The sequence below is a fragment of the Heyndrickxia faecalis genome (genome assembly GCF_040267745.1).
Classification (GTDB): Bacteria; Bacillota; Bacilli; order Bacillales; family Bacillaceae_C; genus Weizmannia; species Weizmannia faecalis.
This window is the reverse complement of record NZ_CP158453.1, coordinates 1,353,944-1,377,931: the sequence shown is the minus strand read 5'-3', so window position 1 is coordinate 1,377,931 and position 23,988 is coordinate 1,353,944. Positions and strand designations below refer to the sequence as shown.

Genomic DNA, 23,988 nt, shown 5'->3' with positions numbered 1-23,988 from the left:
CTTTTTTTGCAAATTTCTTATTCGCGCCCGGGAACGGGATAGCGTTTTTATTTTTCCTGGCTTCCGCCCTTTTTGATTAAAAAATAGATCGCCAGGTTTTTTCATTTTTCGCACACAAACCCGGAAAATTCTAGTAAAATAGACATGAAAGGCAGGCAGTTTATAAAGGAGATGAAAGAAGATGGGCACACAATACCGGAATATTTTAGTAGCGGTAGATGGCTCCAAAGAAGCCGACTGGGCTTTTACGAAAGCGGTTGAAATCGCCAAACGGAATGGGGCCGAATTATCGGTTGTCCATGTGGTCGATAACCGAGCACTCGCCACTTTGACCCCGATTGATTCAACGCTCTATGAGCAAAACGAAAAATTTGGGGATGAACTGTTAAGCAATTATAAAGACCGCGCCGCAGAAAAAGGGATCAAAGTCCAGACGATCATCCAGCTCGGCTCTCCAAAACTTCAAATCACAAAAAATGTCGCGCCGAAAGTGCATGCGGATTTAATTGTGTGCGGCGCAACCGGTTTAAACGCGGTGGAAAGGCTCCTGATCGGAAGCGTTTCCGAACATATTGTCCGCACTTCCCCCTGCGATGTGCTTGTCGTGAGAACGCCTAAGGAAGAAGAAGGCAAAGGGGAAAATTAAGCAAAAACCAGCCTTTTACGGGCTGGTTTTTTAACGGCCGCTTTTTTCTGTTAAAAACCGGTATTGATAATATTTCTCCGCAATTTCACAAACCCTTTTAGAAAAATAGTAGTTTGTAAGAGCCCCGATGGCCATCCCGGCCCAGCTGTTTTCTCCCCGCTTTTTCGGCCGGAGCAGCGCCAGAAAAGCGAGTTTGCCGGCATGCCCGATTGCCCCCGGCCACAAATACCGGTGGAATAACTTATCGTTTCCCACATAGAAGCCGGTCTCGCGCGCTTCCAGTTCATCCATCAATTCTTCCCAGAGCGCATATTTCACCATGTCCGGGGCAGCGGCCATCAGCACCATTTTCAGCGCCGCCACGAGTTCGCCGGGCGTTTTTGTTTCAAATCCGTAAGCTGCACCGGTGAGCTGGACCGCCCGGAGATTCACAGCCAGCAGGAAAAACGGATCCGCCGCGGCAAAAACAGCTTTCCCCGTCCCGCTCAATGCTCCTTCGAAGAGTGAGAAACGGCGGTATTTTGCCTGCTGCCGCGCCGCAATAAACCCTGCCTGGTCGATGGTAAGCTTCCTCATATCGGGAATCGTTGCAACAGAACTGTCAAAAAGCCGCCCCGCAGCAAGTATTTTTTCGATTTCATGCCCGTAAGGCAGATTTTCATCGGCAAATGAACAGATTTGAAACAAAACAGCATCTATTTTTTCATGAATATTTTCGAGCGCCTCATCCGGAAAATGGGCAAAGAGCGCATCCAGTTTTTGCTTGCGCCCGTCCCCTTCTTTTCCGGCCGTTTTTAGCTTCTCCGCCCAGTCGTTGATTTCATCCAGTACAATTTTTTCCCTGCCTGTCCATTCCGCCATTTTCAATCCGCTCCCTAACGCTGTTTTACAGCCATTATATCATAAAGTTCATGGACGGCTGTTCGTTTATGCCATGCCAAAGTGACCCTGAAACAATTTATTCGGGCACGGGCAGCAGGAAAGCAAACTGTCGGCGCCAGCCGTTAAGATTCCGCGGTCATGAAGAGAGCCGGACAACATCGCGTGCGATCATCAGCTCTTCGTTTGTCGGGATAACGAGTACTTTTACAGGGGAATGCGGATAATTGATAAACGCTTCCGTCCCGCGGATCTGGTTCAAAGTCGGGTCCCAGTAAATGCCCATAAATTCCAGTCCCGTTAAAATTCTTGCGCGGATGGCATCGCTGTTTTCCCCGATGCCAGCCGTGAAAATAATCGCATCGACGCCGGCCATTTTCGCCGCATACGACCCGATGTATTTATGGATGCGGCTTGCAAAAATGTCAAGCGCCAGTTCAGCCCGCTTGTTCCGCTCGAGTTCCGCCGCCACCTGGATATCGCGCAAATCGCTGGAAACGCCCGAAATGCCGAGAAGCCCGGATTCTTTGTTTAACACTTCGAGCACTTCTTCTGCCGTTTTGCCTGTCTTCTCCATAATAAACGGGATCAGTGCGGGGTCGATATTGCCGGAGCGCGTGCCCATCGTCACGCCGGCCAATGGCGTAAAGCCCATGGACGTATCGATTGACCGGCCGCCCTGGATCGCCGCAATGCTTGCCCCGTTGCCCAAATGGCATGAAATCAGGCGCAGCTGTTCAATTGGCCTGCCGAGCAGCTCAGCGGCACGCATCGCCACATATTTATGGGAAGTGCCATGAAACCCGTATTTGCGGATCCGGTATTTTTCGTAGTATGCATAGGGGAGGCTGTATAAGAAAGCACTTTCCGGCATCGTTTGGTGGAAAGCGGTATCAAACACGGCCACTTGAACCACATCCGGCAGCACGGCACGGAACGCCCGGATCCCCGTTGCGTTCGCCCGGTTATGAAGCGGCGCGAGTTCCGCCAAATCTTCAATTTGCGCGAGCACCTGGTCATTGACGACAGCAGAATCATTGAAAATTTCGCCGCCGTGCACAACCCGGTGGCCCACGCCTTCTATTTCATCCAAAGACCGGATAATGCCGGTTTCCGTTAATTTTTTTAATAAAAACTGCACGGCAATTTCATGGTTCGGAATATCGGTAATTTCCTTCACCCTGTCCCCGTTTACCGTAATGGAAAACAAGGCATCGTTTAACCCGATCCGTTCAATCAGGCCTTTCGTTATAACGCTTTCATTCGGCATCTCAAATAATTGAAATTTTAAGGAGGAGCTCCCCGCATTAATTGCCATAATTTTTGCCATTGCTCGTCTTCCCTTCGCAAAATCAAATGAACCCTTTTATTTTTTTAAAATAGTGATCTCATTTTCTCATTTTGCCATTCTATCCGACTTTTTTCAACCGGTTTTTGGTTCCGTCTCCCGGGAACATATAAAATGATACCATAAAAAAACAAACAAATGGGGGCCGGAACGCAATTTCCTGCTTTCCAGCCCCCATTTTTCCCAATTCGTCAAATTTTGCCGCTTTGGATATTTTCTTTGCACCAGGCGTCAATCTTTGCCATCAGCTGCCTTAGCGCCCCCTCGTTAGACAGGGACGGGAGCGACGCCAGCAGCACTTGTTCCGGTGCTTTTACGTCTTCCGCTTTCTTGCGGATGACAAAAATGCTTTTGGCAGCCTGCTCGTTTTTGAAGATGGTCATCGGCAATTGCAAAATCGCCTGGATATCCGCTTCTTCTTTTAAAAACTGGCGAAGTTTCGGAGCTTCTTTTGTTTCAAATAATCCGTTTGGGATGAGAAAAAACAAAAATCCGCCCGGGCGCGCCGCTCTCAGGCTCTGCTCGATAAACAAATGATGGGCGTACGAATGCCCTTCATCTGCCTTCAGCTTGTAATCCGCGGCGCCCGCATCATTCGGATAGTACCCGACTGGCAAATCGCAAACAACAACATCGACAGGGTCAATGAACAATTGGGACAGGGCATCCTGCGTAAACAGTTCGATTTCATGGTGCAGAAGGTTTGCCCCCGTGTATGCGAGCCGGATCAGCACATCATCGATATCCACGCCGTAAGCGGTGATGTTTTTCCCACTGAGCTGGTTCAAAATGGTCGCAAGCAAATTGCCGGTGCCCACCGCAGGGTCCAAAATTGAAAACGCACTGGTATCTTCTGTAAACTTGCCGATAAAATAGCTCATCAATAGACCGATCGAATCCGGTGTCATTTGATGGTTTGCCTGGACGTTTGCTTTCATCCCCTTCAGAATGGCGAGCTGGTAGGCTTTCCGGATCTGCTCGCGGGTAAAATCCTCGAGGCGGACCGTTCCGTATAGGTTTTCAAGGCGGTTTTCATCATGCGCACCGATCCCATTTTGGCGGATGCTTCCGCTGAATAAGTTTTCCCCGGTCATCGCCACAGCTTCCAGGTACGGAACAGAGAGGCGGTTTTCCAAAATGTGTGCGGATTCGTTTAAAACGTTAAAAAGGGTTTCAACAGGAGAGTCCGACATTCATGCTCCTCCTTCGTATTCTTCTTCCATATAAAATCCCCGATGGAGATCGGGGATTTTATCGCAGTATAGCAAGTGCTCTTCGCTTTTCTTGACGCGAATACCTGTTTTACTCTGCATCTTTTGCAGCTTGCAATGCTTTTTCGTAGTCAGGATGGTTGGTGCCTTCGCTTACATATTCCACATATGTAACCGTATCATTGGAATCTACGACAAATACGGCACGGGCAAGCAGGCGAAGTTCTTTCATCACAACCCCGTAAGCTTTGCCGAAAGACAGGTCGCGGTGGTCGGACAACACTTTTACATGGTCAAGCCCGGACGCCGCACACCATCTTTTTTGCGCAAAAGGCAGGTCACAGGAAAAAGTATAAACGTTGACTTCTTTCCCGAGTTTTGCCGCTTCTTCGTTAAAACGGCGCGTCTGTGCATCACAAACACCGGTATCAATCGACGGAACAACGCTGAAGATGCGGACGCCGCCTTTTGTATCCGAAAATGTCACCTCATTCAAATCATTATCCAGAACCGTAAAGTCCGGTGCCTTATCGCCGACTTTCACTTCTGTCCCTTCCAATGTGACTGGATTTCCTTTAAATGTAACCGAAGCCATGAGATACCCTCCTTATTTTTACCGGGGCTTTCAATCCCCCGTTTTTCAACTGTGCTCATACCCTATCATAATGGACAACGAAAAAAATTTCCAATTTAAAACCCGCGAATCATGCGGGTTGTTAAAAATCAAGATCCTGTTTTTGCTGGTTGGCCGGCTGTTGCCCGCCATTTTGGCCACCTGCATTTTGGCCGTTTTGTTTCAGCATGCTCTGGATTTTTTCGACAACGCCCGGTGCGACATCCATAATTTTTTCAATCAGATGTGTGTTTTGGTCCAGATGCAGCATTTTCACGCCTTGTGCGCCAACAACCAAAAAGGCAATCGGCATAATCGAGACGCCGCCGCCGCTGCCGCCCCCGAAAGGCAGCTCTGCCGGGCGGGATTCGCCGCTGCCGCCGGATCCGGATGGCCCGTTAAATTGGCTGCCGCCTGCCGCAAACCCGAAACCGACTTTGGATACGGTTAAAATGACGCTTCCATCTGGCGTTTCCACCGGATCCCCGATAATCGTATTTACATCAATCATTTCTTTTAAATTTTCCATTGCGGCCGTCATCAGGCCTTCAATCGGATGTGAACCCATTGTTGTTTCCTCCTGTCATTCGTTTCTGCCGGGATTTAAGCATGCCGGCCGTTTTCTGATTCGGAAATCGGTTTAAGCGCGATTTCCGCTTTTCCTCCCCGCCAGTATTTCAACACTTTAAATGCGGCCAGTATAGCTTTCCCAATCTGGATTTTCACCATACATTTTAACTGCGTTTCAGAAACCGGATTTTGGAAAAAGGGTGTAACAGAGAGGACAGGATCCGTTTTTACCCGCAGATTTGTGGTTATGAGGCTTAGTATTCCCCCTTTTACCGCCCAAATACTTCCGGCGGCAATTCCCGTCCACGCGGCGTCATGCAGCCCGATTGCTGTATGCCATTCGAATTTTCTCAACTGGACACTGCGGATGAACTTGCCTACAATCGCCTTTAAACCGATGACGCGCTCCGCAATTTGTTTCACATCTTCAATCCGCTGTTCGAGCACATCCGGCGTAATGCTCCTTTCATACTCTGCATGTTTTGTCTCTTTTTCATATACGACGCCGGGTTTTTTCCTGTCCACTTTCACTGCCGGGATTTTCACGGTATAGCGGATGATGCCCCAAACCCTGATTTGAATAAAAATTTTATCATCATCCCGGCGGTGCCCGTATTCAATGAGGACGGACAGGGAAGAGAACCAAAGAACCGCAACGATTGCGGCAATGCCGAGAACCGCGGACAGCCACCATATCATTTCCATCATCAGCCTTTTTTGCCATCATTATCGCCAACAGGGCAAAAAAATAAACCTGCCTTTAAGCAGGTTCATAATAAGGATAGACCGGTTCCTGGGAACGTTCATGAATGACGACCGTATCGGCAAACAAATCGTGCACCCCTTGTTTTTTCGGCGTAAATGCAACGATAATATAGATGACCGAAATGGTGACACAAACATAACGGACGATCCATTCCCGGAATAAAACGGTGCTCCATTTCAGCGGACCGGGATGGTTCACCGGCACAACCCTGAGGCCAAATACCATTTTTCCAAGCGTCTGGCCGAAAAATTTCGTCATCAGGACAAAGTACCCGTAAAATACAACGGCCGATGCCACCGTAATCGGTGCATAAATTTTATCTTCTGTGAGAGACAAGCCGGAAAACCGGAAAATGGGATGGATAACCAGCCACTTCACACTTACCACAACAAGCAGATCAAGCAAATAGGCCCAAAACCGCATCCAGAACCCGGCATAACGGGCCCCGAATAACTCCTCCCGTTTTTGTTCCTTCCCGGGGTTCACCGTTTCAGGCATTTGGTTTTCGTTTGAATTCATTCAAGCTCCCCCCTTACTCAGCCCCGGAATACAGGTACATCAGGCGCGGTGCGTTCGATTGCGACAATAAACGTGCAAGCCCCGAGGCTTCTGCTTCTTTGCCGAGCATTTTTTGCGCTGAGGCGGAAAACAGCGACCCAAACCCGCCACTTGTTTCATATTCCACAACCTGTGCTTTTCCGAGATGAAGATCTTTTTTCATCGCCGCAATGGTGTCATCCAGGTAACCGTATTTGTCAATCAGATGCAAATCCAGCGCCTGCTTGCCGTCGTATACACGCCCGTCCGCAATTTTGCGCACCTGTTCTTTCGGAATGTGGCGCCCTTCAGAGATGACTTTGACAAAACCGTTATACGAATTGTTCACCATTTTCTGCAACATTTCTTTTTCGCTCTTCGTCATGTCCCGGTAAGGGCTCATAATGTCTTTATACTTCCCGCTTTTGATGACAGGAAAATCAATGCCGTATTTTTTGGCAAGCTTCCCGTAATTCACGCTTTCCATGATCACCCCGAGCGATCCGGTCAATGTTTCCGGACTTGCGAATATTTTATTGGCCGGCGTTGAAATATAATAAGCGCCGGATGCGCAAGTCGGCCCCATGGACACATAAATTTTCTTCTTCGTATCTTTTTTAATTTCCATCAGATGGTGATGGATTTCTGCCGACTCGGCCACCCCGCCGCCCGGTGAATTAATATGTAAAATGATCCCTTTTACATCGCTGTCTTTTTTCGCCTGATCCAGTTCTTTCAAAAAACTTTGGTGGTTATATTCACCGGTGTCAAGCAGTGATGGTGTCGTGCCGGTATCCTGAATTGTCCCGTTCACATTCAGCACGACGATTTTCTTTGACTCATTCCCATCCTGCAATACATTTTCGGAAACATCCCCTTCCCCAGCTTCCACGGTCTCTTTAAAGATTTTGGAAAAGTTGGTTGATGCCGCCATGCTCGCCAAGTTCACAATAATGGAAACGACGAACAGCCCGCCTGCCAAAGCAAGCGCTCCCCATCTTTTTTTGTTCATGCCAACATTTCATCCTTCCACTTTTTTGGTTTTTCTTTTATTCTACTTGAAGATCCGGGACATTAAAACAAAAAGCCGGGCATTTTTTTAAAAAAATGCCCGGCTTTTTGTTTCTTATCTATTCCATTCCTGCTGCCTGAGCTCGACACGGCGAATTTTGCCGGAGGCCGTTTTTGGCAATTCCTTGATAAATTCAATTGCACGCGGATATTTGTACGGCGCGGTCAGTTGTTTGACGTGGTTTTGCAGTTCTTTTACAAGCCCCGGCAAATTCTCGCTGATGCCGTCTTTTAAAACGACAAAAGCTTTCACAATGCTGCCGCGAATTTCGTGCGGGCTTGCAACAACGGCACATTCTTTCACATACGGATGCTTGACAAGGGCATCTTCGACTTCAAACGGTCCGATCGTATAGCCGGAAGAAATAATGATATCATCCCGCCTGCCTTCAAACCAGAAATAACCGTCCTCGTCTTTTCTTGCCCTGTCCCCTGTAATGAAGTAATCGCCGCGGTACTGCTTGGCCGTGCGCTCTGGCTCTTTATAATAGCCTTTAAAAAGCGCAGGCGTGTCTCTATGGACGGCAATATCGCCGGTTTCACCCGGTTTGCACGGCTTCCCGTCATCATTTACGATTTCGACTTCATTCCCGGGAAACGGTTTGCCCATTGAACCCGGGCGCAACGGTGTATCAAGGGAATAACCGACGAGCAGCGTGCTTTCCGTCTGGCCGTAACCGTCGCGGATCGTGATGCCGAAATGGTTTTGGAAAACATCGATGACTTCGCGGTTCAGCGGTTCTCCGGCTGAGACCGCGCTCCTTAAGCTTTTCAGATGATACTGGGACAAATCATCGACTTTTGCCATTAAACGGTATTCAGTCGGTGTGCAGCAGAGCACATTGATTTCATATTTATCTAAAAGGGACAAATATTTTTCAGGGTCAAAACGGCCGTTGTAAACAAACCCGATTGCGCCTGAACCGAGAACGGAAAGGAACGGACTCCACACCCATTTTTGCCATCCCGGTGCGGCCGTCGCCCAAACACGGTCGCCTTCTTGAATGCCAAGCCAGTTCGGGGCAGCCGTGCGCAAATGGGCATATCCCCAGCTGTGCGTATGGATAACGCCTTTCGGATTGCCGGTTGTCCCGGAAGTATAGGACAAAATGGCGATATCATCTTTTGACGTTTTGAAGATTTCCAGTTCACAAGGGGCTGCTTTTTTCTTTTCATCCAGGAACGCCCATCCCTGTTCCGGTTCTCCAATCACGAATTTTTCCAAATTTTCAATACCACGTACATCTCTAAACTGTGCAGTGCATGAATAATGGGCGACAACGCCTTTTACATCCCCTGCTTCGATCCGGTAGTCAAGGTCTTTTGTCCGCAGCATTTCCGATGCCGGCAAAAGAACGATGCCGCATTTCATTGCAGCGAGATATACTTCGTATGCTTCTACAATACGCGGAACCATGACAAGTATGGTATCTCCCTTTTTCAGCCCGCTTTCCAAAAAGACATGGCCGGTCCGGTTTGCATTTTCAATTAATTCTTTATATGTGACTTCTCTGTGCATGCCTTCTTTGTCTTCCCAAATCAGCGCAACTTTGTGCGGGTCCCGGGCATATTTCTCAATTTCTTCGGCTATATTGTATGTTTGTGGCGCAATCAGGTCACTACGACGCAAGCGAATCGCCTCCAGAATTTTTTAGTACCTCATTATTATACCTGATATTAAAAAAATATGATACAAATTTACGCCAAAAACAAGTAGAAGCGGACCCGATTCAGGCCCGCTTCTCTATCCATTCTTCATTCAGTTATCGGGAAGTACCGCCTAATTGTTGTTCAGCCATCGAAACAAGGCGTTTCGTGATTTCGCCGCCGACAGACCCGTTTGCGCGGGAAGTCGTATCAGCACCAAGGTTTACGCCAAATTCCTGAGCGATTTCGTATTTCATTTGGTCCAGTGCTTGTTCAGCACCGCTTACAAGCAATTGGTTGCTGTTGTTGCTTTGTGCCATGTGTCTCACCTCCTTGTGAGTATAGATTGCGCATAAACACATGGCATCATGTTGTAAGTTTATTGGCGGTGCTGCCAATTACTGGATTTTATAACAGCTCAGAAAAATCTTCTTCCTGCGCCGTTTCATTTGGTGTAATAAAGACGTCCTCCGTATTTTGCACCGCTTCTTCAATCAATGGTTCCAGGTCGAGGCGGCTTTCGTAAAGACGCGCAAGCTCGAGTTTCGGCCGTGTTTTCGGCGAAGGCGGCGTGAAAATCGTGCAGCAGTCTTCATACGGAAGGCTTGAGATGTCGTATGTGCCGATTTTTTGGGCAATATCAATAATGTCCAGCTTATCCATCGAAACAAGCGGCCGCAACACTGGTGTCGTTGTGACATCATTGATTGCAACCATGCTGTCGAGCGTCTGGCTGGCAACCTGGCCGAGGCTTTCGCCGGTTACAATCGCAAGCCCGTTATGGATTTTACGGAGCCGGTCGGTAATCTCAAGCATTACCCTTCTTTGCACGGTCATCGAATAGCCTTCCGGAACCCCTTTATGGATCGTCTCCTGGATTTTTGTAAAGGGGACAATATGCACTTTCATGGAGCCGCTGTAGGCGGAAATTTTTTGCGCAAGGTCAAGCGCTTTTTGCTTTGCACGCGGGCTTGTAAACGGCGGGCTGTGGAAATGGACCGCTTCCACTTTCACGCCGCGTTTCATCGCGAGGTATCCTGCAACCGGGCTGTCAATACCGCCCGAAAGCATGAGCATCGCTTTGCCGGATGCACCGACCGGAAGCCCGCCGGATCCTTTTATCACTTCAGTGGACAAATAAACGCCGTTTTTCCGGACATCCACAAGCAGCTCGATATCCGGCTGTTTTACATTGACTTGAATGCCGTCCAGTTGCTTTAAAATATAGCCGCCGACGAGATGGTTCAAATCATTCGAATTGTATTCAAATGTTTTATCGCCGCGGCGGGCTGACACTTTGAAGGTTTTGCCTTTCGCAAAATTTTGCCGGACGAGTTCGAGCCCCGCCTGCTCGATGTCTTCGAGCTGTTTCCGGGTGCGGACGGCCGGGCTGAACGACTGAATCCCGAAGATCGATTTTAAAATGTCGATGACTTGCCCGCCATCTGCGCCATGTAAAAGCACGTACATGCGGTCGTACAGTGCCTGAACTTCAATGCCGGGAAAAGGCCTGAGCGCTTTTTTGACATTGTCTTTTAAATGGCGGATAAAAAACTGGCGGTTATGCCCTTTTGTCGAAAGTTCCCCGTAACGGATTAAAATGCGGTCATAGTTCATTGATTTCTCCCCAACACTTGTTGTAAATTTGTGATTGTTTGCCTTAATATGCGGATAAAACGTTCCGCTTCTTCCATTGTATTTTCATAAGAAAGGCTCACACGCACCGCCCATTCGGCTTCGTCTTCGGAAACCCCCATGGCAAGAAGCGTGCGGCTCAGTTCCCGCGTTTTAGAAGAACAGGCGCTTGTTGTTGAAATATAAATGCCTTCCTCTTCAAGCGCGTGCACGAGCACTTCACCGCGGATGCCGCGGACGGAAAAATTCAGGATGTGCGGCGCTGATACAGCCGGATTGGTATGGACGGTTACAGCAGGCATCTCCTGAAGTTTTTCGATCAGGGCATCCCGGATACGGGCCGTTCTTTCTGCCGCCCCGGCTTCAAATTTTTCATAGATCAGGCGGAGCGCTTTGCCAGCTGCAACGATTCCGCCTGTATTCTCGGTGCCGCTGCGCAAGCCGCTCTCCTGGTGCCCGCCGGTTAAAAGCGGCGACAGGCGGAGATTTGCCCGTTTATATAATATCCCGGTTCCCTTTAAGCCATGGCATTTATGCGCGGAAACCGTGCAAAGGTCGATGCCGGCACCATGCAGGGAAAGCGGGACTTTTCCGCAGCCCTGGACATCGTCTGTATGGAACAGGATTTTCGGATAATGTTTCAAAAGCTGCCCGATTTCTTCCACCGGTTGCACTGTTCCGACTTCGTTATTGACATGCATCACGGAAACAAGAATTGTTTCATCCGTGATGGCCTGTTTTAAATCGTCCAGTTTGATTCTTCCGCTCTTATCAACCGGCAAATACGTGACGCGAAAGCCCCATTCTTCCAGCTGCCGGCACGTTTCAAAAACAGATGCGTGTTCAACAGCCGTCGTAATGATATGGCGCCCCCTTGAACGGTACGCGAGGGCTGTCCCTTTAATGGCCAGATTATTGCCTTCCGTGCCGCCGGATGTGAAAAAAATTTCGTTCTCGTCTGCGCCGAGAAGACTCGCAATTTGCCGTCTTGCCTGCGTAAGAAGTTTCTCTGTACGCGCGCCGAGGCTGTGCAGGGAAGAGGGATTTGCAAAATAGTTTTCCGATGTTTTCACAAAAGCATCCAGCACTTCCGGATAAGGCTTCGTTGTGGCACTGTTGTCAAAGTAAATCATTTGAACACCCTCTGTTGGCATAAAATTGGATCCAATCCTGCATCATTGCCTAATATACCATGCCGGATACCGAACCTACAACCGATATACTCCCGTTATGCAACACCAATTCCGGTCTCCCTGCCGCTTTTTTGCGGCACCGGCTTTAATCTTCAAAATGGGGTGGTAATGGTCCTGCGCCTTCCGCCCGTGCGTGGTTAACCCGTTCAGGCAGAAATGCGTCGCTTAAGGCTCAAAGGTCTTCACCCGTACCTGTTTACCAGGCTAAAGAACCCGGCGTCAAAACGAATGCGTGCGTCCGGCTGAAAGGCATGGAAAAAAGCAAACGAAAAAAACGGGGAGCGCTCCGTATTTTTTCCGTTTGCTTTAAAGTAATTCTTCCGTTTCCAGCATTTTTTCAATTTTTTTCAATGCACCAGGCTCAACCGCCTCCACTGTCGTTGCGGCTTCTTCAAGCGCCTTCTCATAATCATAGCGCCGGAAAGCTACTTCTGCGCGCTCCAGCCCGTCCGCCACTTTCTTATATTTAGCACGGTAACGGTTGCCGTATTGAATCACTTTTTCAGCAAGCTGAACATTTTCCAATAAAGCTTTCGTGCTTTTTTCAAAGTTTCCGACTGCCTGTTCCGCCTCCAGCAGATGGTGGTTGACCCTCTCCATGTTTAGCGGCGTGGCATGGAGGCTGTCGGCAGTATCACGAATCGCGTTCCAGGCCGCTTCATACAGGCTGCGGTACGAGTCCGGCAGCCCGGGGATATTGCTTCTTTCGACAAGGCGGCGCATATCCTGGATTTTCCGCTTCAATCCCGCGATCTTCGCGCGTGCCTCCATTTCTTCCTTCCGCAGGTTCTGCAGAAATTCGTTAAACGTCTTCTGGTCATCCTGCAGTTTTTCAATCTGCCCTTCCATTTCTTTGAGCTGTTCGCTTAACACGGTATAAATCGTTTCGTTTTCGGGAATTTTTACTTCAAGGACCGCCAAACGCGCGGCCAGTTTCTCCAACTGTTTATCGAGTTCAGCAGGAACGGCCATGTTTTCCTCATGCAGTTGGTATGTCTTTTGCACGGATTCTGTTTCTGTTGTGAGGCGCTTGTTTTCTTCCCGTACTTCATCCAGCATATCCTTCACTTCGCGGAAATGCTTGAGCACATAGTTTTTTGCGTACGCTTCTTTTTCTAAAACATCGTAAATCGTTTCTATTCTTTCCTTGATTTCCCGGATGCCTTCCTCGACATCCGCTGTGTCAGCCTGTTCAAGTTGTTTCCGGTAAGCCGATAGCTTTTCTGTAAGCTCCTTCATTTCTTCATCAAACTGCAGGTGATCGAGCGCAAAGCCTTGTGCAGCCATTTCTTTGTAGCCCTCTTTCAATTCAGCAAACTGCATCGGCAAAAGCGATTCCGTTTCCGCCAGCAAATCCGGAATTTTTCCGGCATCCTCCTGCAATGTTTCTGTTTCAGTTTTCAGTTCATCGGCTAATTTCTTTGCCTCCAAATAGTTCCCGGCTTCCGTCAATTCATGGTAACAGACAAATTTCTCCGCCAGGCTGTCCACTCTCAGGTCGAGGCTTTTAATGGCTTTTCCGAATGTATGGCGCCGTGTCAGAAGCTGTTTCTTCAAGTCTTTGAAGATTTTCCCGAGTTCTTCCACTTCTTTCCGGGATTCTTTCTCGGCATCCATCAGTTCATTGACGCCGTCCAGTATATCTTTTATTTTTTGTTCCGCAGTTTGAAGAATCGCCTCTGCTTCCGCCTGTACGGCCTTCGCCTTTTTGAAACGGTATTTGTCAGTGTGCTCCTCGATTTCAAAGAGCTTATCTTCCACTGCCGGCAGTTCCTCGTTTAAAAGGTCCTCCCAGTCTTTGCGCCAGCCTTCAAATAAACTTTCCGCCTCCCCGCCCATATTGAGCCGTTTGACTTTTCCCAGCTCATCGGTGACAGGCCGGTTCATGATTTCAATTTTCCATGCTTCAAGCTTGTCAATCTCTTTGTAAAACTGCCTCCTGATAAAAAAACCGCAAGTCAATAAAACCAGCAATAAAAGAATAGCGCCAATGATGCCATACATCATAAACTTGAAAGCCTCCCGTTCGTCCACAAATCAAGCCTTAATATCCGCTCATTATGTATGTATGAATACCGGAACAATCCTTCCCGATACCCACAGGCATGTATGTTTATTTTTATTCTATGATACCATGTAATGACAATATTTGACTATGAAATTCGAGATTTTTCGATTCATTTTGGGGAAGGTTTTTTCCGTACCCACAATAAAAAAAGCCGGCGCTTATTTTTTGCACGTCGGCGGGCTTTTTCGGAAAGCTGCCGGCATTTTAAAAACAGCCAGCCCGCTCCGGCCATTAAAAAGCGGTTTCAAGCAGCAGCGGTTCCGGCTGCGCCCCCGCGTTTTGCCGGATGCTGTCCAGCCATTCGGCAACCGATTTGCCGTATTTTTCGGCAAAATACGGCTCTTCCGGCTGCATGCCCCATACTTCGCGGATATACTGGCTGTTTAAATACGGCATCGACAGCATGCTTTTCAGCTGGATCATGAGAAAGTTCAGTTTGCCCGCCTGGATTCCGGGACCGCACCAGGCTTTGACGAGCTTTTTTAATAAATAACGCTCTTTCATGAAGTAAGTGGACAAAATTTCGCGGACAATTTGCGAATCAATGGTGACTTCCCGCCATACAAATCTGGACAGCAGGTGGTTTTCGCTTTGAAAGTGCAGGATGCGGAAGGCCGCCCGTTTTAATCCATCCTCCGAAAGATTTTGCACTTCTTCTTCAAGGCAGGCAATATACGGTTCAAAAAAGCGGATAAAACACGCTTCCAATAGCCCCTGTTTGCCGTTAAAGTAATAGGAAATATTGGCCGAATTGACTTTTGCGGAAGCCGCAATCGCCCTGATTGTTGTTCCTTTATAGCCCTTCGTATGAAATAAAGCAATCGCCGTATTAAATATTTTTTCTTTTGTTTCACTGCTGTTTCCGTCCATTTGTTCCACCCTTTCCTCTGTATGTGTAAAATTTTACTCGAAGGGGCAAATGAGTGGAAAAAAATGGGAAGACGCTCTATCATCTAATTGTACACTTCAAGATGAACATCTAGAGAGAGGTCTTCCCATGGATATTATATCAATAATTGCTGGATTATTAAAGGATACAAAGAGTCTTATCGAATTTGAAGAACAGCTTAAACTTCTGATGCAGAAGGCTTTTACACAATGGGTTGGGGATGTATTTGAGGAGTTAGATAAAACAATTAAACAAAAGAAGTTGGAGGAAGGCTGGGAGTACTGCCGTAGTGATAACAGAAGCGTTCAGTTTCTATTTGGAAGTGTGACTTTTAAACGTTCATTAATGCGTGATAAGAGAGGGAACTCACATTATCCCTTGGATGAATGCTTGGGGCTGGTACCCCACCGGAGATATAGCCCGTTAGTGGAATTAAAGGTGGCAGAGTTGGCAAGTGAGAACACCTATCGGGAGGTGGCGAATATTTTAAAAGAATGGACAGCCGTGAGTCTTAGTCATACAACTGTAGGGGAAATGGTGAAACGCGTAGGAAAAACGCAGGTGGAAGCCGACAAGGCCCTTGTAGAAGAGATGGAAATAGCTGCTTCACTGCCTGATGGGAAGAAGGTAGACTACCTGTTTTCCGAAGCAGATGGCGTATTCATCCGGGGACTGGAAAAGAAACAGGGTATGGAAGTCCGCCATGCCATTCTCTATGAAGGTTGGGAAACCAATGGAAAAAGGGTCTCCCTGCGTCAGCCCACAGTCATCATGACGACGGAAGACATTCAGACATTTTGGGATGAAGTCCAAGCCACAGCTGCCAACACCTATTCCCTCGAAAAAGCGCAAGTCATTACAAACAGTGATGGAGGTGCTGGGTACACAGCTGAACGGTTTCAAACAGCATTCTCACAGTCGGAATTTCCGGTGCTCAACCAGCTGGATACCTACCACGTTGCACAAGCCATCATAAGGACATTTGGGGGCGGAAAGAGCGAGATCAAGGAGCAAATTAGAAAAGCGATTAGAACGCATAACCTGGACCAATTCACGTTATATTTGGATACGCACGAAAGCACCTTGACGGATAAAAAGGCTCTCAAGAAAATCAAGGAATTCCGTTCGTATATCTTGAAAAACTGGGACCGCATTTTTGACTGGAGGGACAGGGTGAAAAACGTGCCGGAAGGTGCGAGAGGCCTAGGAGCGATGGAATCGAACCAAAGGCATATCTCCTTCAGGATGAAAAAAAGGGGCATGCATTGGAGTGAACTTGGCGCAGAAGCCATGGTGAAAATCAAACAAGGCATGCTCAATGGGACATTGAGAGAAGCCTATCTGAAACACCGTTCAAGAAGCGAGAGAAAGCAACGGAACTTGAAACAATCCATCAGGATGTCTCAACTACTCAAGCAGCCTGTACGCCCGTCAGTGGGCGTAAAGCACGGATCAGTTGCCCTGCATTCAAGCAGTTCATCGGCAATGGGACATTTAAGCAAAATATTAGAGCTTTCGTTTTAAGCCTGGCTCAGTGGGGACTGATCGTTGAGGCGCGCGAAATTTACGAGACTCCTGCGGGAAAAGCGAGCCAGGAGAGACCCCGCAGCGAGGTACGAGCGAGGAGGCTCGCCGGCCGCCCCCGCGGAAAGCGAGTGAATTTCGCGCGCCTCAACATCCCCGTTATCCATCTTTATACGGAAATATTACATCTTTTCCGAAAATTACACCGAGCAAGTAAAGCACGGTAGCCGAAAGTGTACAAAAAGAGTGTCTTGGAATACCCGATATTTAAACCTTGTCGAGAAAAACTTGACACATACCTTTCCTCTTTTTTGCTTGCCGGGCTTCCCCTTTTGTGTTAAAAATATTCTATTCCGTACTATTCCATATGCCGGGCCGGGGTTCCTTTAAAAACTTTCCGACAAAATCCCGCCCCGTTTTTAAAAAATTTGCTGATGTAAGGATGATGGCGATGTTTCATGCAGAAAATCCCCAGGGAACGAAGAAAGAAAAGTATGATCTTGTCGTAAAACAGCTGATCGCGCTCACAGAAGACGAACCGGATAAAATTGCCAATTTAAGCAATGCTGCAGCGCTGTTAAACCAGTTTCTTGACCGGGTGAACTGGGTCGGGTTTTATTTCGCAAGCGGGGATGAACTCGTCCTCGGGCCGTTCCAAGGTTTGCCAGCTTGTGTACGGCTTCCGTATGGAAAAGGGGTGTGCGGGACAGCCTGGAAAGAAAAACGGGTGCTCCGGGTCGCCGATGTGCAGCAGTTTTCGGGCCATATTGCCTGTGACGCCGCTTCCCAATCCGAAATTGTCGTCCCGCTGATGAAAAACGGTGAAGTGATCGGCGTTTTGGATATCGACAGCCCGGAAAAAAATCGATTTGATGCAGAAGATGAAGCGGGACTGGCAGCTTTTGCCGCAGCGCTGGAAAAAGTGCTGTAAGGCCGGTTTCGCAGGTTGATAAATAAGGAGATAAAAGCATGCCGAGTCCCAAAGGCCGGACGAACTTGGCAGGCAGCAAGGATTAAGCGGCCTGAAGCAGATATTAAAACCATAACCGAATGGATAAAAAATGCCCCCATTGCCGGATCAGGCAATGGGGGTTTTTTAAGGCGGCTGTACAAAAGCAATCAGCTGCAGTGCGCCCTTAATTGGCTTTCATTTCCATATCGCTGATGACCACCTGGTTTTTTCCGAGGCTTTTCGCATGATACAATCCGGCGTCTGCCCTGTTAAAAAGCGATTCCACCGTTTCATTCATCTCTTTATTCCAGTACGACACCCCGCACGAAATGGTAACCGGAGGATTTGTATTTTTCTCAACAGCCGCAAGCACCCTTTTGGCGACCTGCACCCCTGTTTGAAGCGGCACGCCGGGAAGATAAATCGCCATCTCCTCTCCGCCCCATCTTGCTCCGATATCGGTTGAACGAATGTTTTCTTTGATCAGCTTTGCAACCTGGATCAAAATTTCATCCCCGACTTGATGGCCGTATGTGTCATTGACTTTTTTAAAGTCGTCAATATCGAGCAAAATCAGCGTGCCCTGCTCATCTTCACCGATAGAAGTTTCCATCCGGCTGTTCAAGTAATTTTTGGCAAACAGCTGGGTAAGATGGTCGGTGATCACCATTTTTTCAAGCCGCTCGCGAAGCATGGAGTTGGTTAAGGCCATGCCCGATTGATAAATAAGCGACTGAAAAAGTTTGAACCTGTCAAAAGAAAAATGGTAAGGCGCTTCATGAAGAACAAGGCAGAACCCCTTTAAATCATCTTCCTGGATAATCGGGACAGCCATCAGCGAAGAAAAGCAATAGTTTCTGCCGGGAAAACGCTGGTTTAAGTTGCTGATAAACAGGGATTCTTTCGTATCAGCAAAAGAACGGTTTGCAAAATCAAGATACCGGATGCCTTCCTTTTCTTCAAAAATGGGGCTGCTGCCTTCAAGCAGGTCCATTTTTCCATTCTCCATCATCACGAACCCGATTGCCTGGGTATCAAATGAACTGGAGATCTGCTCCATTAAAAAATCGACGGTTTCTTTTAAATTCGCGCTTTTATTTAACTGGCGGGAAACCGAATTGATCAGGCGGAGTTCTTCAATGGACTGCATCGACTGCTGGTACAGCTTGGCATTCTCAAGCGCACTTCCCGCCGTATTGGCGAGCAGGCTGATAAATTCCAGATCGCTGCGGTTAAATTCATAGTTGGCAAAAGTGATGACCTGCAACACGCCGTACACGCCCTGCTTTCCCCTTAGCGGCGCATAAAGCATCGTTTCGTTTGTCCGCCATACCGTGGCAAGATGGACCTGGCCGTTTACATATGATTCGAGCGCCATTTCGTCGACCGCATCATATTGCAGCGATTTGATCGGCAAATCAAGATTGTGGTGATAATCGTCCGACAGCATTAAGGTGTATTCAAAAACCGGATACAGCCTTTTCAGCGTGTAAATGATTTCTGCAAGGATCGTATCCGTATCCATGGAAGAATGGAATTTTCCGGTCACTTGGAATAATTCGATGTAACGCTTTCTGTCGGCTTCGACAACAGACAACTCATACTTCAGCTGCAGGAAGTTCCGGCTTTCCCTGACAAACGCCTGCAAATCCGCGTCAGACAGCTCCCCGAACATCCTGTTTGGAATGGAAAGAAGCAGGCAGCCATCCTCCATGTTTTTTTCCGGAATAAAAAAAGCAATGTTAAACTGTTTTAAATAAGGATCCTTTTGCAGTTTCCCATTTGTGACAACCTGGGAGGCTGTTTTTAAAGCTTTAATTTTTCCGGATGGCACGACAAGTTCGACGTCATGCCGGAAAGGATTGTAAAAGCCGCATATTTTGTAAAACTTTGTGTTCTCGCTGTCCGGCTTATAATACACGATATGATCAGCGCTGAGCACTTCTGCCACGACCGCCACCCAGTCATCCAGGCTACTTGCTGTCTCAAGATTCATTAAATCCAGTAAACGGGACTTATAATATAGGATTAAATGATTTTCTTTCTTTTCCATTTCCTAATCACCCTGACCCTGTTTCCGTATAAAAGCGAAAAACGCATAAAAAGCGCGAGCCTTGAAAATGAAGAATATTAAAACAAAAAACTGCACGGGAGACGTAAAAATGTTAAAAACCGGTCAAATTAATACCATTATAATGCAAAAGAACTATAAATGTACAGTCTGCCTAACCGATATACTGTATATATTGTGTCTTAAGTCCTGTTATGAAGCCGTGCGAACGGGATGTGAAAATTTTTTGTCGCAACACAGACCAATTTGCATTTGTTGTTGACTTTTTATCTTTGAAAACATATAATCAACGTTGTGTAAAATAATGCAGCCTTATTGGACGGCTTTGTGTTTGTATTTTGTTCCTTGCCTGAATGCAAGGTGTATCGTGTAACCCTCTGCTGCTGGGGCGATGGTACATGAAAACAAAATACGCATGAAGAAGTGTCCATGATATCTGTTTTTATTTTACAACAAAATAAAAACAAAGGAGGAGTCTTTCATGGCTCGTTATACAGGTCCAAGCTGGAAATTGTCCCGCCGTCTCGGGATTTCTTTAAGCGGTACCGGAAAAGAATTGGAGAAGCGTCCTTATGCACCTGGACAGCACGGCCCGAATCAGCGCAGAAAATTGTCTGAATATGGCTTGCAATTACAGGAAAAACAAAAGCTTCGCCATATGTACGGCTTAAATGAACGCCAATTCCACAACACTTTCCTGAAAGCTGGCAAAATGCAAGGGAAACACGGTGAAAATTTCATGGTTCTTTTGGAATCACGCCTTGATAACCTTGTTTACCGTCTCGGTTTGGCTCGCACACGCCGCCAAGCACGCCAGCTCGTAAACCACGGGCATATTCTTGTTGACGGCAAACGCGTCGATATCCCGTCTTACCGTGTAGAACCGGGGCAAACGATCGGCGTACGCGAAAAATCCCGCAACTTGGATGTCATCAAAGAAGCGATCGAAACGACAACTTTTGTGCCGGATTACCTTTCTTTTGATGCAGACAAGCTTGAAGGGACTTACAGCCGCCTCCCTGAACGCTCGGAACTGCCGGCTGAAATTAACGAATCGTTAATCGTCGAGTTCTACTCAAGGTAATGTGTAAAACCCCGAAACCGCTGTGGTTCCGGGGTTTTTTATATTCTGAAGGTAACCGGTTGTTCAGCAAGCCATCCCGGCAACCAAGTTAAACATGAGATACAGTCTGGCCATGCCAACGCCAAAGAGAATAGCAAAGCAGCGTCCCTCAGCCTTGACCAAATCATGATGACCGAGGCATCAAAAGACGAACAGCAAAGTATAATGGGAAGCAACACAAATATCGTACGAATGTTTCTAAAAATCGGCCGTGTCATGGTCATTGCCCCTCATTTATCCATATTTTGTGTGCGCACCACGGCTTTCGCTTTCGGAATCCCCGCGGCGGGCTTCATGGTTCATTTTTCTTTTTCAATATTCAGATTCATTGTATAGAAAAAATTCCCCAAAAGTCCACATCATTTATTCGACAAATTGCGGGACGGTTAAAAGGATGGACCCCTTAACCGGACGGGAAAATGAGCAGAGATGGGTCTGTGCCATTGGTTTCCGCTGTTGCGGCACGATTTGCTGATCGCTTGCCCATGCCGGGTTGGGCATGGCAGAAATGCAGATCAACGGGATGAGATAGAAAAGGCCGCTCTGGGCATGGTTGCTTTGCGGAGCGGCCTTTTTCTTATTTCTTCCTTTTGCGTCTCCACAGCATGAAAAGCGAGGCTGTCAGGGCGGCGGTGAGAAGCGGTTCTTTTTTCAATTTGTTGTCTTTTGTATACAGTGCATCCTTTACAATCAGGTTCAAATTTTGTGGGCGTTCGGCAAGGCGCCGCATATAATAGCCGAACCAGTCATTTCCGAACGGCATGTACGTCGTGAAATGGTATTTTTTCGCTAGTTCATACTGCATCTCCTGGCGAAATCCGTACAACATCTGAAACTCAAACCGGTCGTGCGGGATTTGGTTTTCTTCAATAAACGCTCCCAGTTCGCGAATGAGGTAATGGTCATGGGTGGCAATGGACGTATACGCCTCACCGAGCAGCCGTTTTTTTACAAGCTTTACATAGTTCCGGTCAATTTCCGCTTTTGACTGAAAAGCGACTGTCTCGCTTTCTTTGTAGGCACCCTTTACAATTCTGAGCCGGACATCTTTCAGTTCATCCATGACCGCTTCAGCATTGCGCAAATACGCCTGGATCACCGTCCCGACATTTTGATACGATTCAAGCAGGGTTTTCAAAACCTCTATTGTCGCATGAAAATGGGCGTAATCTTCCATGTCAATATTGATAAAAATCCCGTATGCTGCTGCACGCCTCAAAATGTCTTCCATATTTTGCAGGCAGAACGCACGGTCAATATCAAGCCCGAGCTGGGTCAGTTTCACCGAGATATGGCAATCCAGGTTCTCCTCATGAATCCTGTCCAGCATTTGCAGAATGCGCTGTTTCGCCGACTCCGCTTCCGCTTTTTCAGATACGAATTCGCCCAGATTGTCAACGGTACAGCTGATTCCACGGGCATTCATTTCCCGGATGGTCCGGGTGACGGAATCAATATCCGTCCCCGCCACAAATTTTTCAGCACCGAACCGGAAACCCCATTTTTGTGCACTTTTATTTAAAAACCTGCTGTTTGAAAGGCCGATGAAAAAATCTCTCGTCAAATTCGCCATACGCCTTTCCTCCCGTTAAAACATTTCCGATACAGATTTTGCTTCCATAAACAGCTTCAAATAATCCGGGCCGCCCGCTTTCGAATCGGTGCCGGACATTTTAAAACCGCCGAACGGCTGGTAACCGACAACGGCCGCCGTGCATCCCCGGTTAAAATACAGGTTGCCGACATGGAATTCGTACCGGGCGCGTTCCAAATGCTCCCTGTTTTTCGAAATGACGGCGCCTGTCAGCCCGTATTCCGTATTATTGGCAATTTCAAGCAGTTCGTCAAAATCTTTTCCTTTCGCAAAAGCGACAACCGGCCCGAAAATTTCTTCCTGCATGATCCGTGCCTTTGGATTTACATCTTTAAAAATCGCCGGGTAAACGAAAAATCCTTTTTCGCCATCCGTTTCCCCGCCAAAGACGAGTTTGCCCTCTTCTTTGCCGATTTCTATATAACTTTTAATCTTGTTAAACTGCTTTTCGTTAATGACAGCACCCATATACACATTTTCTTCGGACGGGTCGCCGACGGTTACGTTTTTCGCAAGGGCGATCGCCTTTTCGAGCACTTCTTCATATACGTCTTCATGTACGACTGCCCGCGAGCAGGCTGAACATTTCTGGCCGGAAAAACCGAATGCCGACTGGACAATCGCATCTGCGGCGAGATCGAGATCCGCTTCTTTATCGACAATAATCGTATCTTTGCCGCCCATTTCAGCAACGACCCGTTTTAAAAAGTGCTGGTCCTTCTGCACTTTCGCAGCCCGTTCATAAATGCGCAGGCCCGTTGCTTTGGAACCCGTAAAGTTAATCCAATGGGCAGACGGATGATCCACCAGGTAATCGCCGATTTCTGCCGGATCGCCCGGCACAAACTGGAGCACGCCTTTCGGAACCCCCGCTTCTTCCAAAATTTCAACGAGTTTGTATGCAATAACAGGCGTGCTTTCCGAAGGCTTCAGCAGAACCGGGTTCCCGGCAACAAGCGGGGCAACCGTCGTGCCGCAAACAATGGCGAAAGCAAAATTCCACGGTGGAATCGTTACCCCCGGCCCCATCGGCTGATAAAAATAAGTGTTGTGCTCATTTTCACGCTGTTCCATTTCCTGCCCCTTTGCAAGCTCAAGCATCTGGCGGCCGTAGTATTCCAAAAAGTCGATTCCTTCCGCCGTATCCCCGTCCGCCTGGCTCCACGGCTTGCCGGCATCAAACACAAGCCACGCCGACAGCTCATGTTTGCGGCGGCGCGCAATCGCAGCGGCTTTGAACAGCACATTCGCCCGCGCTTCGGGTGCCATTTTCCGCCAGCTGCGAAATGCCTCATTGGCGCCTTCGAAAGCTTTGTCAACCAGTTCTTTCGATGCTTTCGAAACTTTCCCGACAACCTGTTCTTTATTCGCAGGATTGACGGATACGAGCTTATCCTCTGTAAAAATCCGTTCTCCGTTTATTACAAGCGGGTACTCCTTCCCGAGTTCCGCACGCACTTTTTCAAGTGCCGCTTGAAACGCCTGTACGTTTTCAGGCTGGTTAAAATCCGTTAATGGTTCATGTTTAAAAGGCAAGACCAATGAAAAAACCTCCTTCATCCTCGTTCTGGCTTAATACCATGCAAGAATCATGCCAACTTCCGGAACATCCCTATTTCCCTATATCCGCAAAAAAATAAACCGTTTTCTA

21 protein-coding genes are annotated in these 23,988 nt (G+C 47.8%); 4 read left to right on the top strand and 17 right to left on the bottom strand.

The genetic code is table 11. The annotated features are described in order from the left end of the window. Nucleotides 1-181: 181 nt before the first annotated feature. The gene (locus tag ABR335_RS06495; RefSeq protein WP_013859933.1) at nt 182-646 is read left to right on the top strand and encodes a universal stress protein; all 465 of its coding nucleotides are present in this window, start codon (nt 182-184) and stop codon (nt 644-646) included. A gap of 30 nt (nt 647-676) precedes the next feature. Here ABR335_RS06495 and ABR335_RS06490 read toward each other — a convergent pair whose 3' ends face one another. The 14 genes from ABR335_RS06490 to refZ all read right to left on the bottom strand — a co-directional run bounded on the left by ABR335_RS06490 (nt 677) and on the right by refZ (nt 15,054). Next, nucleotides 677-1,507 carry an EcsC family protein gene (locus ABR335_RS06490; RefSeq protein ID WP_014097735.1) on the bottom strand — a complete coding sequence of 277 codons (831 nt, stop codon included), beginning with the start codon at nt 1,505-1,507 and terminating at the stop codon, nt 677-679. A 157-nt stretch (nt 1,508-1,664) separates the two neighbouring features. Further along, a complete protein-coding gene (locus ABR335_RS06485) occupies nt 1,665-2,855 on the bottom strand; it encodes an acetate kinase (RefSeq protein ID WP_014097734.1) in 1,191 nt (396 codons plus the stop codon). Nucleotides 2,856-3,064: 209 nt separating this feature from the next. Further along, nucleotides 3,065-4,066, bottom strand: coding sequence for a class I SAM-dependent methyltransferase (locus ABR335_RS06480; RefSeq protein WP_061086538.1), 1,002 nt, complete (start codon nt 4,064-4,066; stop codon nt 3,065-3,067). 109 nt (nt 4,067-4,175) lie between these two features. Continuing rightward, a complete protein-coding gene (tpx, locus tag ABR335_RS06475) occupies nt 4,176-4,679 on the bottom strand; it encodes a thiol peroxidase (RefSeq protein ID WP_014097732.1) in 504 nt (167 codons plus the stop codon). Between the two features lie 121 nt (nt 4,680-4,800). Then, a complete protein-coding gene (ytfJ, locus tag ABR335_RS06470; protein WP_013859939.1) occupies nt 4,801-5,265 on the bottom strand; it encodes a GerW family sporulation protein in 465 nt (154 codons plus the stop codon). Between the two features lie 35 nt (nt 5,266-5,300). Next, nucleotides 5,301-5,972, bottom strand: coding sequence for a DUF2953 domain-containing protein (locus tag ABR335_RS06465; RefSeq protein WP_035188420.1), 672 nt, complete (start codon nt 5,970-5,972; stop codon nt 5,301-5,303). A 55-nt stretch (nt 5,973-6,027) separates the two neighbouring features. Continuing rightward, nucleotides 6,028-6,552: an RDD family protein gene (locus ABR335_RS06460; protein WP_017551281.1), complete on the bottom strand. Its 525-nt coding sequence runs from the start codon at nt 6,550-6,552 to the stop codon at nt 6,028-6,030. Nucleotides 6,553-6,565: 13 nt separating this feature from the next. Further along, on the bottom strand, nt 6,566-7,582 hold the full coding sequence (sppA, locus tag ABR335_RS06455; RefSeq protein ID WP_017551282.1) for a signal peptide peptidase SppA: 1,017 nt from the start codon (nt 7,580-7,582) through the stop codon (nt 6,566-6,568). A gap of 114 nt (nt 7,583-7,696) precedes the next feature. Beyond that, nucleotides 7,697-9,271: an acyl-CoA synthetase MbcS gene (gene mbcS / locus ABR335_RS06450; RefSeq protein WP_017551283.1), complete on the bottom strand. Its 1,575-nt coding sequence runs from the start codon at nt 9,269-9,271 to the stop codon at nt 7,697-7,699. Nucleotides 9,272-9,404: 133 nt separating this feature from the next. After that, nucleotides 9,405-9,608 (bottom strand): alpha/beta-type small acid-soluble spore protein, encoded by a 204-nt coding sequence (locus ABR335_RS06445; protein WP_013859944.1) that lies wholly within the window; start codon nt 9,606-9,608, stop codon nt 9,405-9,407. An 88-nt stretch (nt 9,609-9,696) separates the two neighbouring features. Then, nucleotides 9,697-10,905: a tRNA uracil 4-sulfurtransferase ThiI gene (thiI, locus tag ABR335_RS06440; RefSeq protein WP_035184354.1), complete on the bottom strand. Its 1,209-nt coding sequence runs from the start codon at nt 10,903-10,905 to the stop codon at nt 9,697-9,699. Continuing rightward, entirely contained in the window at nt 10,902-12,056 is a 1,155-nt protein-coding gene (locus tag ABR335_RS06435) for a cysteine desulfurase family protein (protein ID WP_061086539.1), read from the bottom strand. Before ABR335_RS06435 ends, thiI begins: the two co-directional genes overlap by 4 nt. A 366-nt stretch (nt 12,057-12,422) precedes the next feature. Further along, entirely contained in the window at nt 12,423-14,123 is a 1,701-nt protein-coding gene (gene ezrA, locus ABR335_RS06430; RefSeq protein ID WP_061086540.1) for a septation ring formation regulator EzrA, read from the bottom strand. A gap of 292 nt (nt 14,124-14,415) precedes the next feature. Then, complete coding sequence (refZ, locus tag ABR335_RS06425) at nt 14,416-15,054, bottom strand: forespore capture DNA-binding protein RefZ (protein ID WP_017551288.1); 639 nt, start codon at nt 15,052-15,054, stop codon at nt 14,416-14,418. Nucleotides 15,055-15,181: 127 nt separating this feature from the next. On the opposite strand from refZ, the gene ABR335_RS06420 reads away from it, so the two are divergent. Together ABR335_RS06420 and ABR335_RS06415 are read left to right on the top strand one after the other, a co-directional pair. Beyond that, nucleotides 15,182-16,597 carry an ISLre2 family transposase gene (locus ABR335_RS06420; RefSeq protein ID WP_014095747.1) on the top strand — a complete coding sequence of 472 codons (1,416 nt, stop codon included), beginning with the start codon at nt 15,182-15,184 and terminating at the stop codon, nt 16,595-16,597. A 451-nt stretch (nt 16,598-17,048) separates the two neighbouring features. Next, complete coding sequence (locus tag ABR335_RS06415) at nt 17,049-17,528, top strand: GAF domain-containing protein (RefSeq protein ID WP_014097722.1); 480 nt, start codon at nt 17,049-17,051, stop codon at nt 17,526-17,528. A gap of 205 nt (nt 17,529-17,733) precedes the next feature. On the opposite strand, the gene ABR335_RS06410 is transcribed toward ABR335_RS06415, so the two are convergent. After that, nucleotides 17,734-19,602 carry a sensor domain-containing diguanylate cyclase gene (locus tag ABR335_RS06410; protein WP_035184349.1) on the bottom strand — a complete coding sequence of 623 codons (1,869 nt, stop codon included), beginning with the start codon at nt 19,600-19,602 and terminating at the stop codon, nt 17,734-17,736. A gap of 499 nt (nt 19,603-20,101) precedes the next feature. Between ABR335_RS06410 and rpsD the strand changes: the two genes are divergently transcribed. Continuing rightward, nucleotides 20,102-20,704 carry a 30S ribosomal protein S4 gene (rpsD, locus tag ABR335_RS06405; protein WP_013859951.1) on the top strand — a complete coding sequence of 201 codons (603 nt, stop codon included), beginning with the start codon at nt 20,102-20,104 and terminating at the stop codon, nt 20,702-20,704. Between the two features lie 616 nt (nt 20,705-21,320). On the opposite strand, the gene ABR335_RS06400 is transcribed toward rpsD, so the two are convergent. Next, the gene (locus ABR335_RS06400) at nt 21,321-22,316 is read right to left on the bottom strand and encodes a proline dehydrogenase family protein (RefSeq protein WP_061086541.1); all 996 of its coding nucleotides are present in this window, start codon (nt 22,314-22,316) and stop codon (nt 21,321-21,323) included. 15 nt (nt 22,317-22,331) lie between these two features. Continuing rightward, nucleotides 22,332-23,879 (bottom strand): L-glutamate gamma-semialdehyde dehydrogenase, encoded by a 1,548-nt coding sequence (gene pruA, locus ABR335_RS06395; RefSeq protein ID WP_014097717.1) that lies wholly within the window; start codon nt 23,877-23,879, stop codon nt 22,332-22,334. Between the last annotated feature and the right edge of the window lie 109 nt (nt 23,880-23,988).

Bases quoted from the DNA above. Each gene is read 5' to 3' on its own strand.
- ABR335_RS06495 (WP_013859933.1), top strand. From the start codon at position 182: ATGGGCACACAATACCGGAATATTTTAGTAGCGGTAGATGGCTCCAAA.
- ABR335_RS06490 (WP_014097735.1), bottom strand. From the start codon at position 1,507: ATGGCGGAATGGACAGGCAGGGAAAAAATTGTACTGGATGAAATCAAC.
- ABR335_RS06485 (WP_014097734.1), bottom strand. From the start codon at position 2,855: ATGGCAAAAATTATGGCAATTAATGCGGGGAGCTCCTCCTTAAAATTT.
- ABR335_RS06480 (WP_061086538.1), bottom strand. From the start codon at position 4,066: ATGTCGGACTCTCCTGTTGAAACCCTTTTTAACGTTTTAAACGAATCC.
- tpx (WP_014097732.1), bottom strand. From the start codon at position 4,679: ATGGCTTCGGTTACATTTAAAGGAAATCCAGTCACATTGGAAGGGACA.
- ytfJ (WP_013859939.1), bottom strand. From the start codon at position 5,265: ATGGGTTCACATCCGATTGAAGGCCTGATGACGGCCGCAATGGAAAAT.
- ABR335_RS06465 (WP_035188420.1), bottom strand. From the start codon at position 5,972: ATGGAAATGATATGGTGGCTGTCCGCGGTTCTCGGCATTGCCGCAATC.
- ABR335_RS06460 (WP_017551281.1), bottom strand. From the start codon at position 6,552: ATGAATTCAAACGAAAACCAAATGCCTGAAACGGTGAACCCCGGGAAG.
- sppA (WP_017551282.1), bottom strand. From the start codon at position 7,582: ATGAACAAAAAAAGATGGGGAGCGCTTGCTTTGGCAGGCGGGCTGTTC.
- ABR335_RS06445 (WP_013859944.1), bottom strand. From the start codon at position 9,608: ATGGCACAAAGCAACAACAGCAACCAATTGCTTGTAAGCGGTGCTGAA.
- thiI (WP_035184354.1), bottom strand. From the start codon at position 10,905: ATGAACTATGACCGCATTTTAATCCGTTACGGGGAACTTTCGACAAAA.
- ABR335_RS06435 (WP_061086539.1), bottom strand. From the start codon at position 12,056: ATGATTTACTTTGACAACAGTGCCACAACGAAGCCTTATCCGGAAGTG.
- ezrA (WP_061086540.1), bottom strand. From the start codon at position 14,123: ATGATGTATGGCATCATTGGCGCTATTCTTTTATTGCTGGTTTTATTG.
- refZ (WP_017551288.1), bottom strand. From the start codon at position 15,054: ATGGACGGAAACAGCAGTGAAACAAAAGAAAAAATATTTAATACGGCG.
- ABR335_RS06420 (WP_014095747.1), top strand. From the start codon at position 15,182: ATGGATATTATATCAATAATTGCTGGATTATTAAAGGATACAAAGAGT.
- ABR335_RS06415 (WP_014097722.1), top strand. From the start codon at position 17,049: ATGTTTCATGCAGAAAATCCCCAGGGAACGAAGAAAGAAAAGTATGAT.
- ABR335_RS06410 (WP_035184349.1), bottom strand. From the start codon at position 19,602: ATGGAAAAGAAAGAAAATCATTTAATCCTATATTATAAGTCCCGTTTA.
- rpsD (WP_013859951.1), top strand. From the start codon at position 20,102: ATGGCTCGTTATACAGGTCCAAGCTGGAAATTGTCCCGCCGTCTCGGG.
- ABR335_RS06400 (WP_061086541.1), bottom strand. From the start codon at position 22,316: ATGGCGAATTTGACGAGAGATTTTTTCATCGGCCTTTCAAACAGCAGG.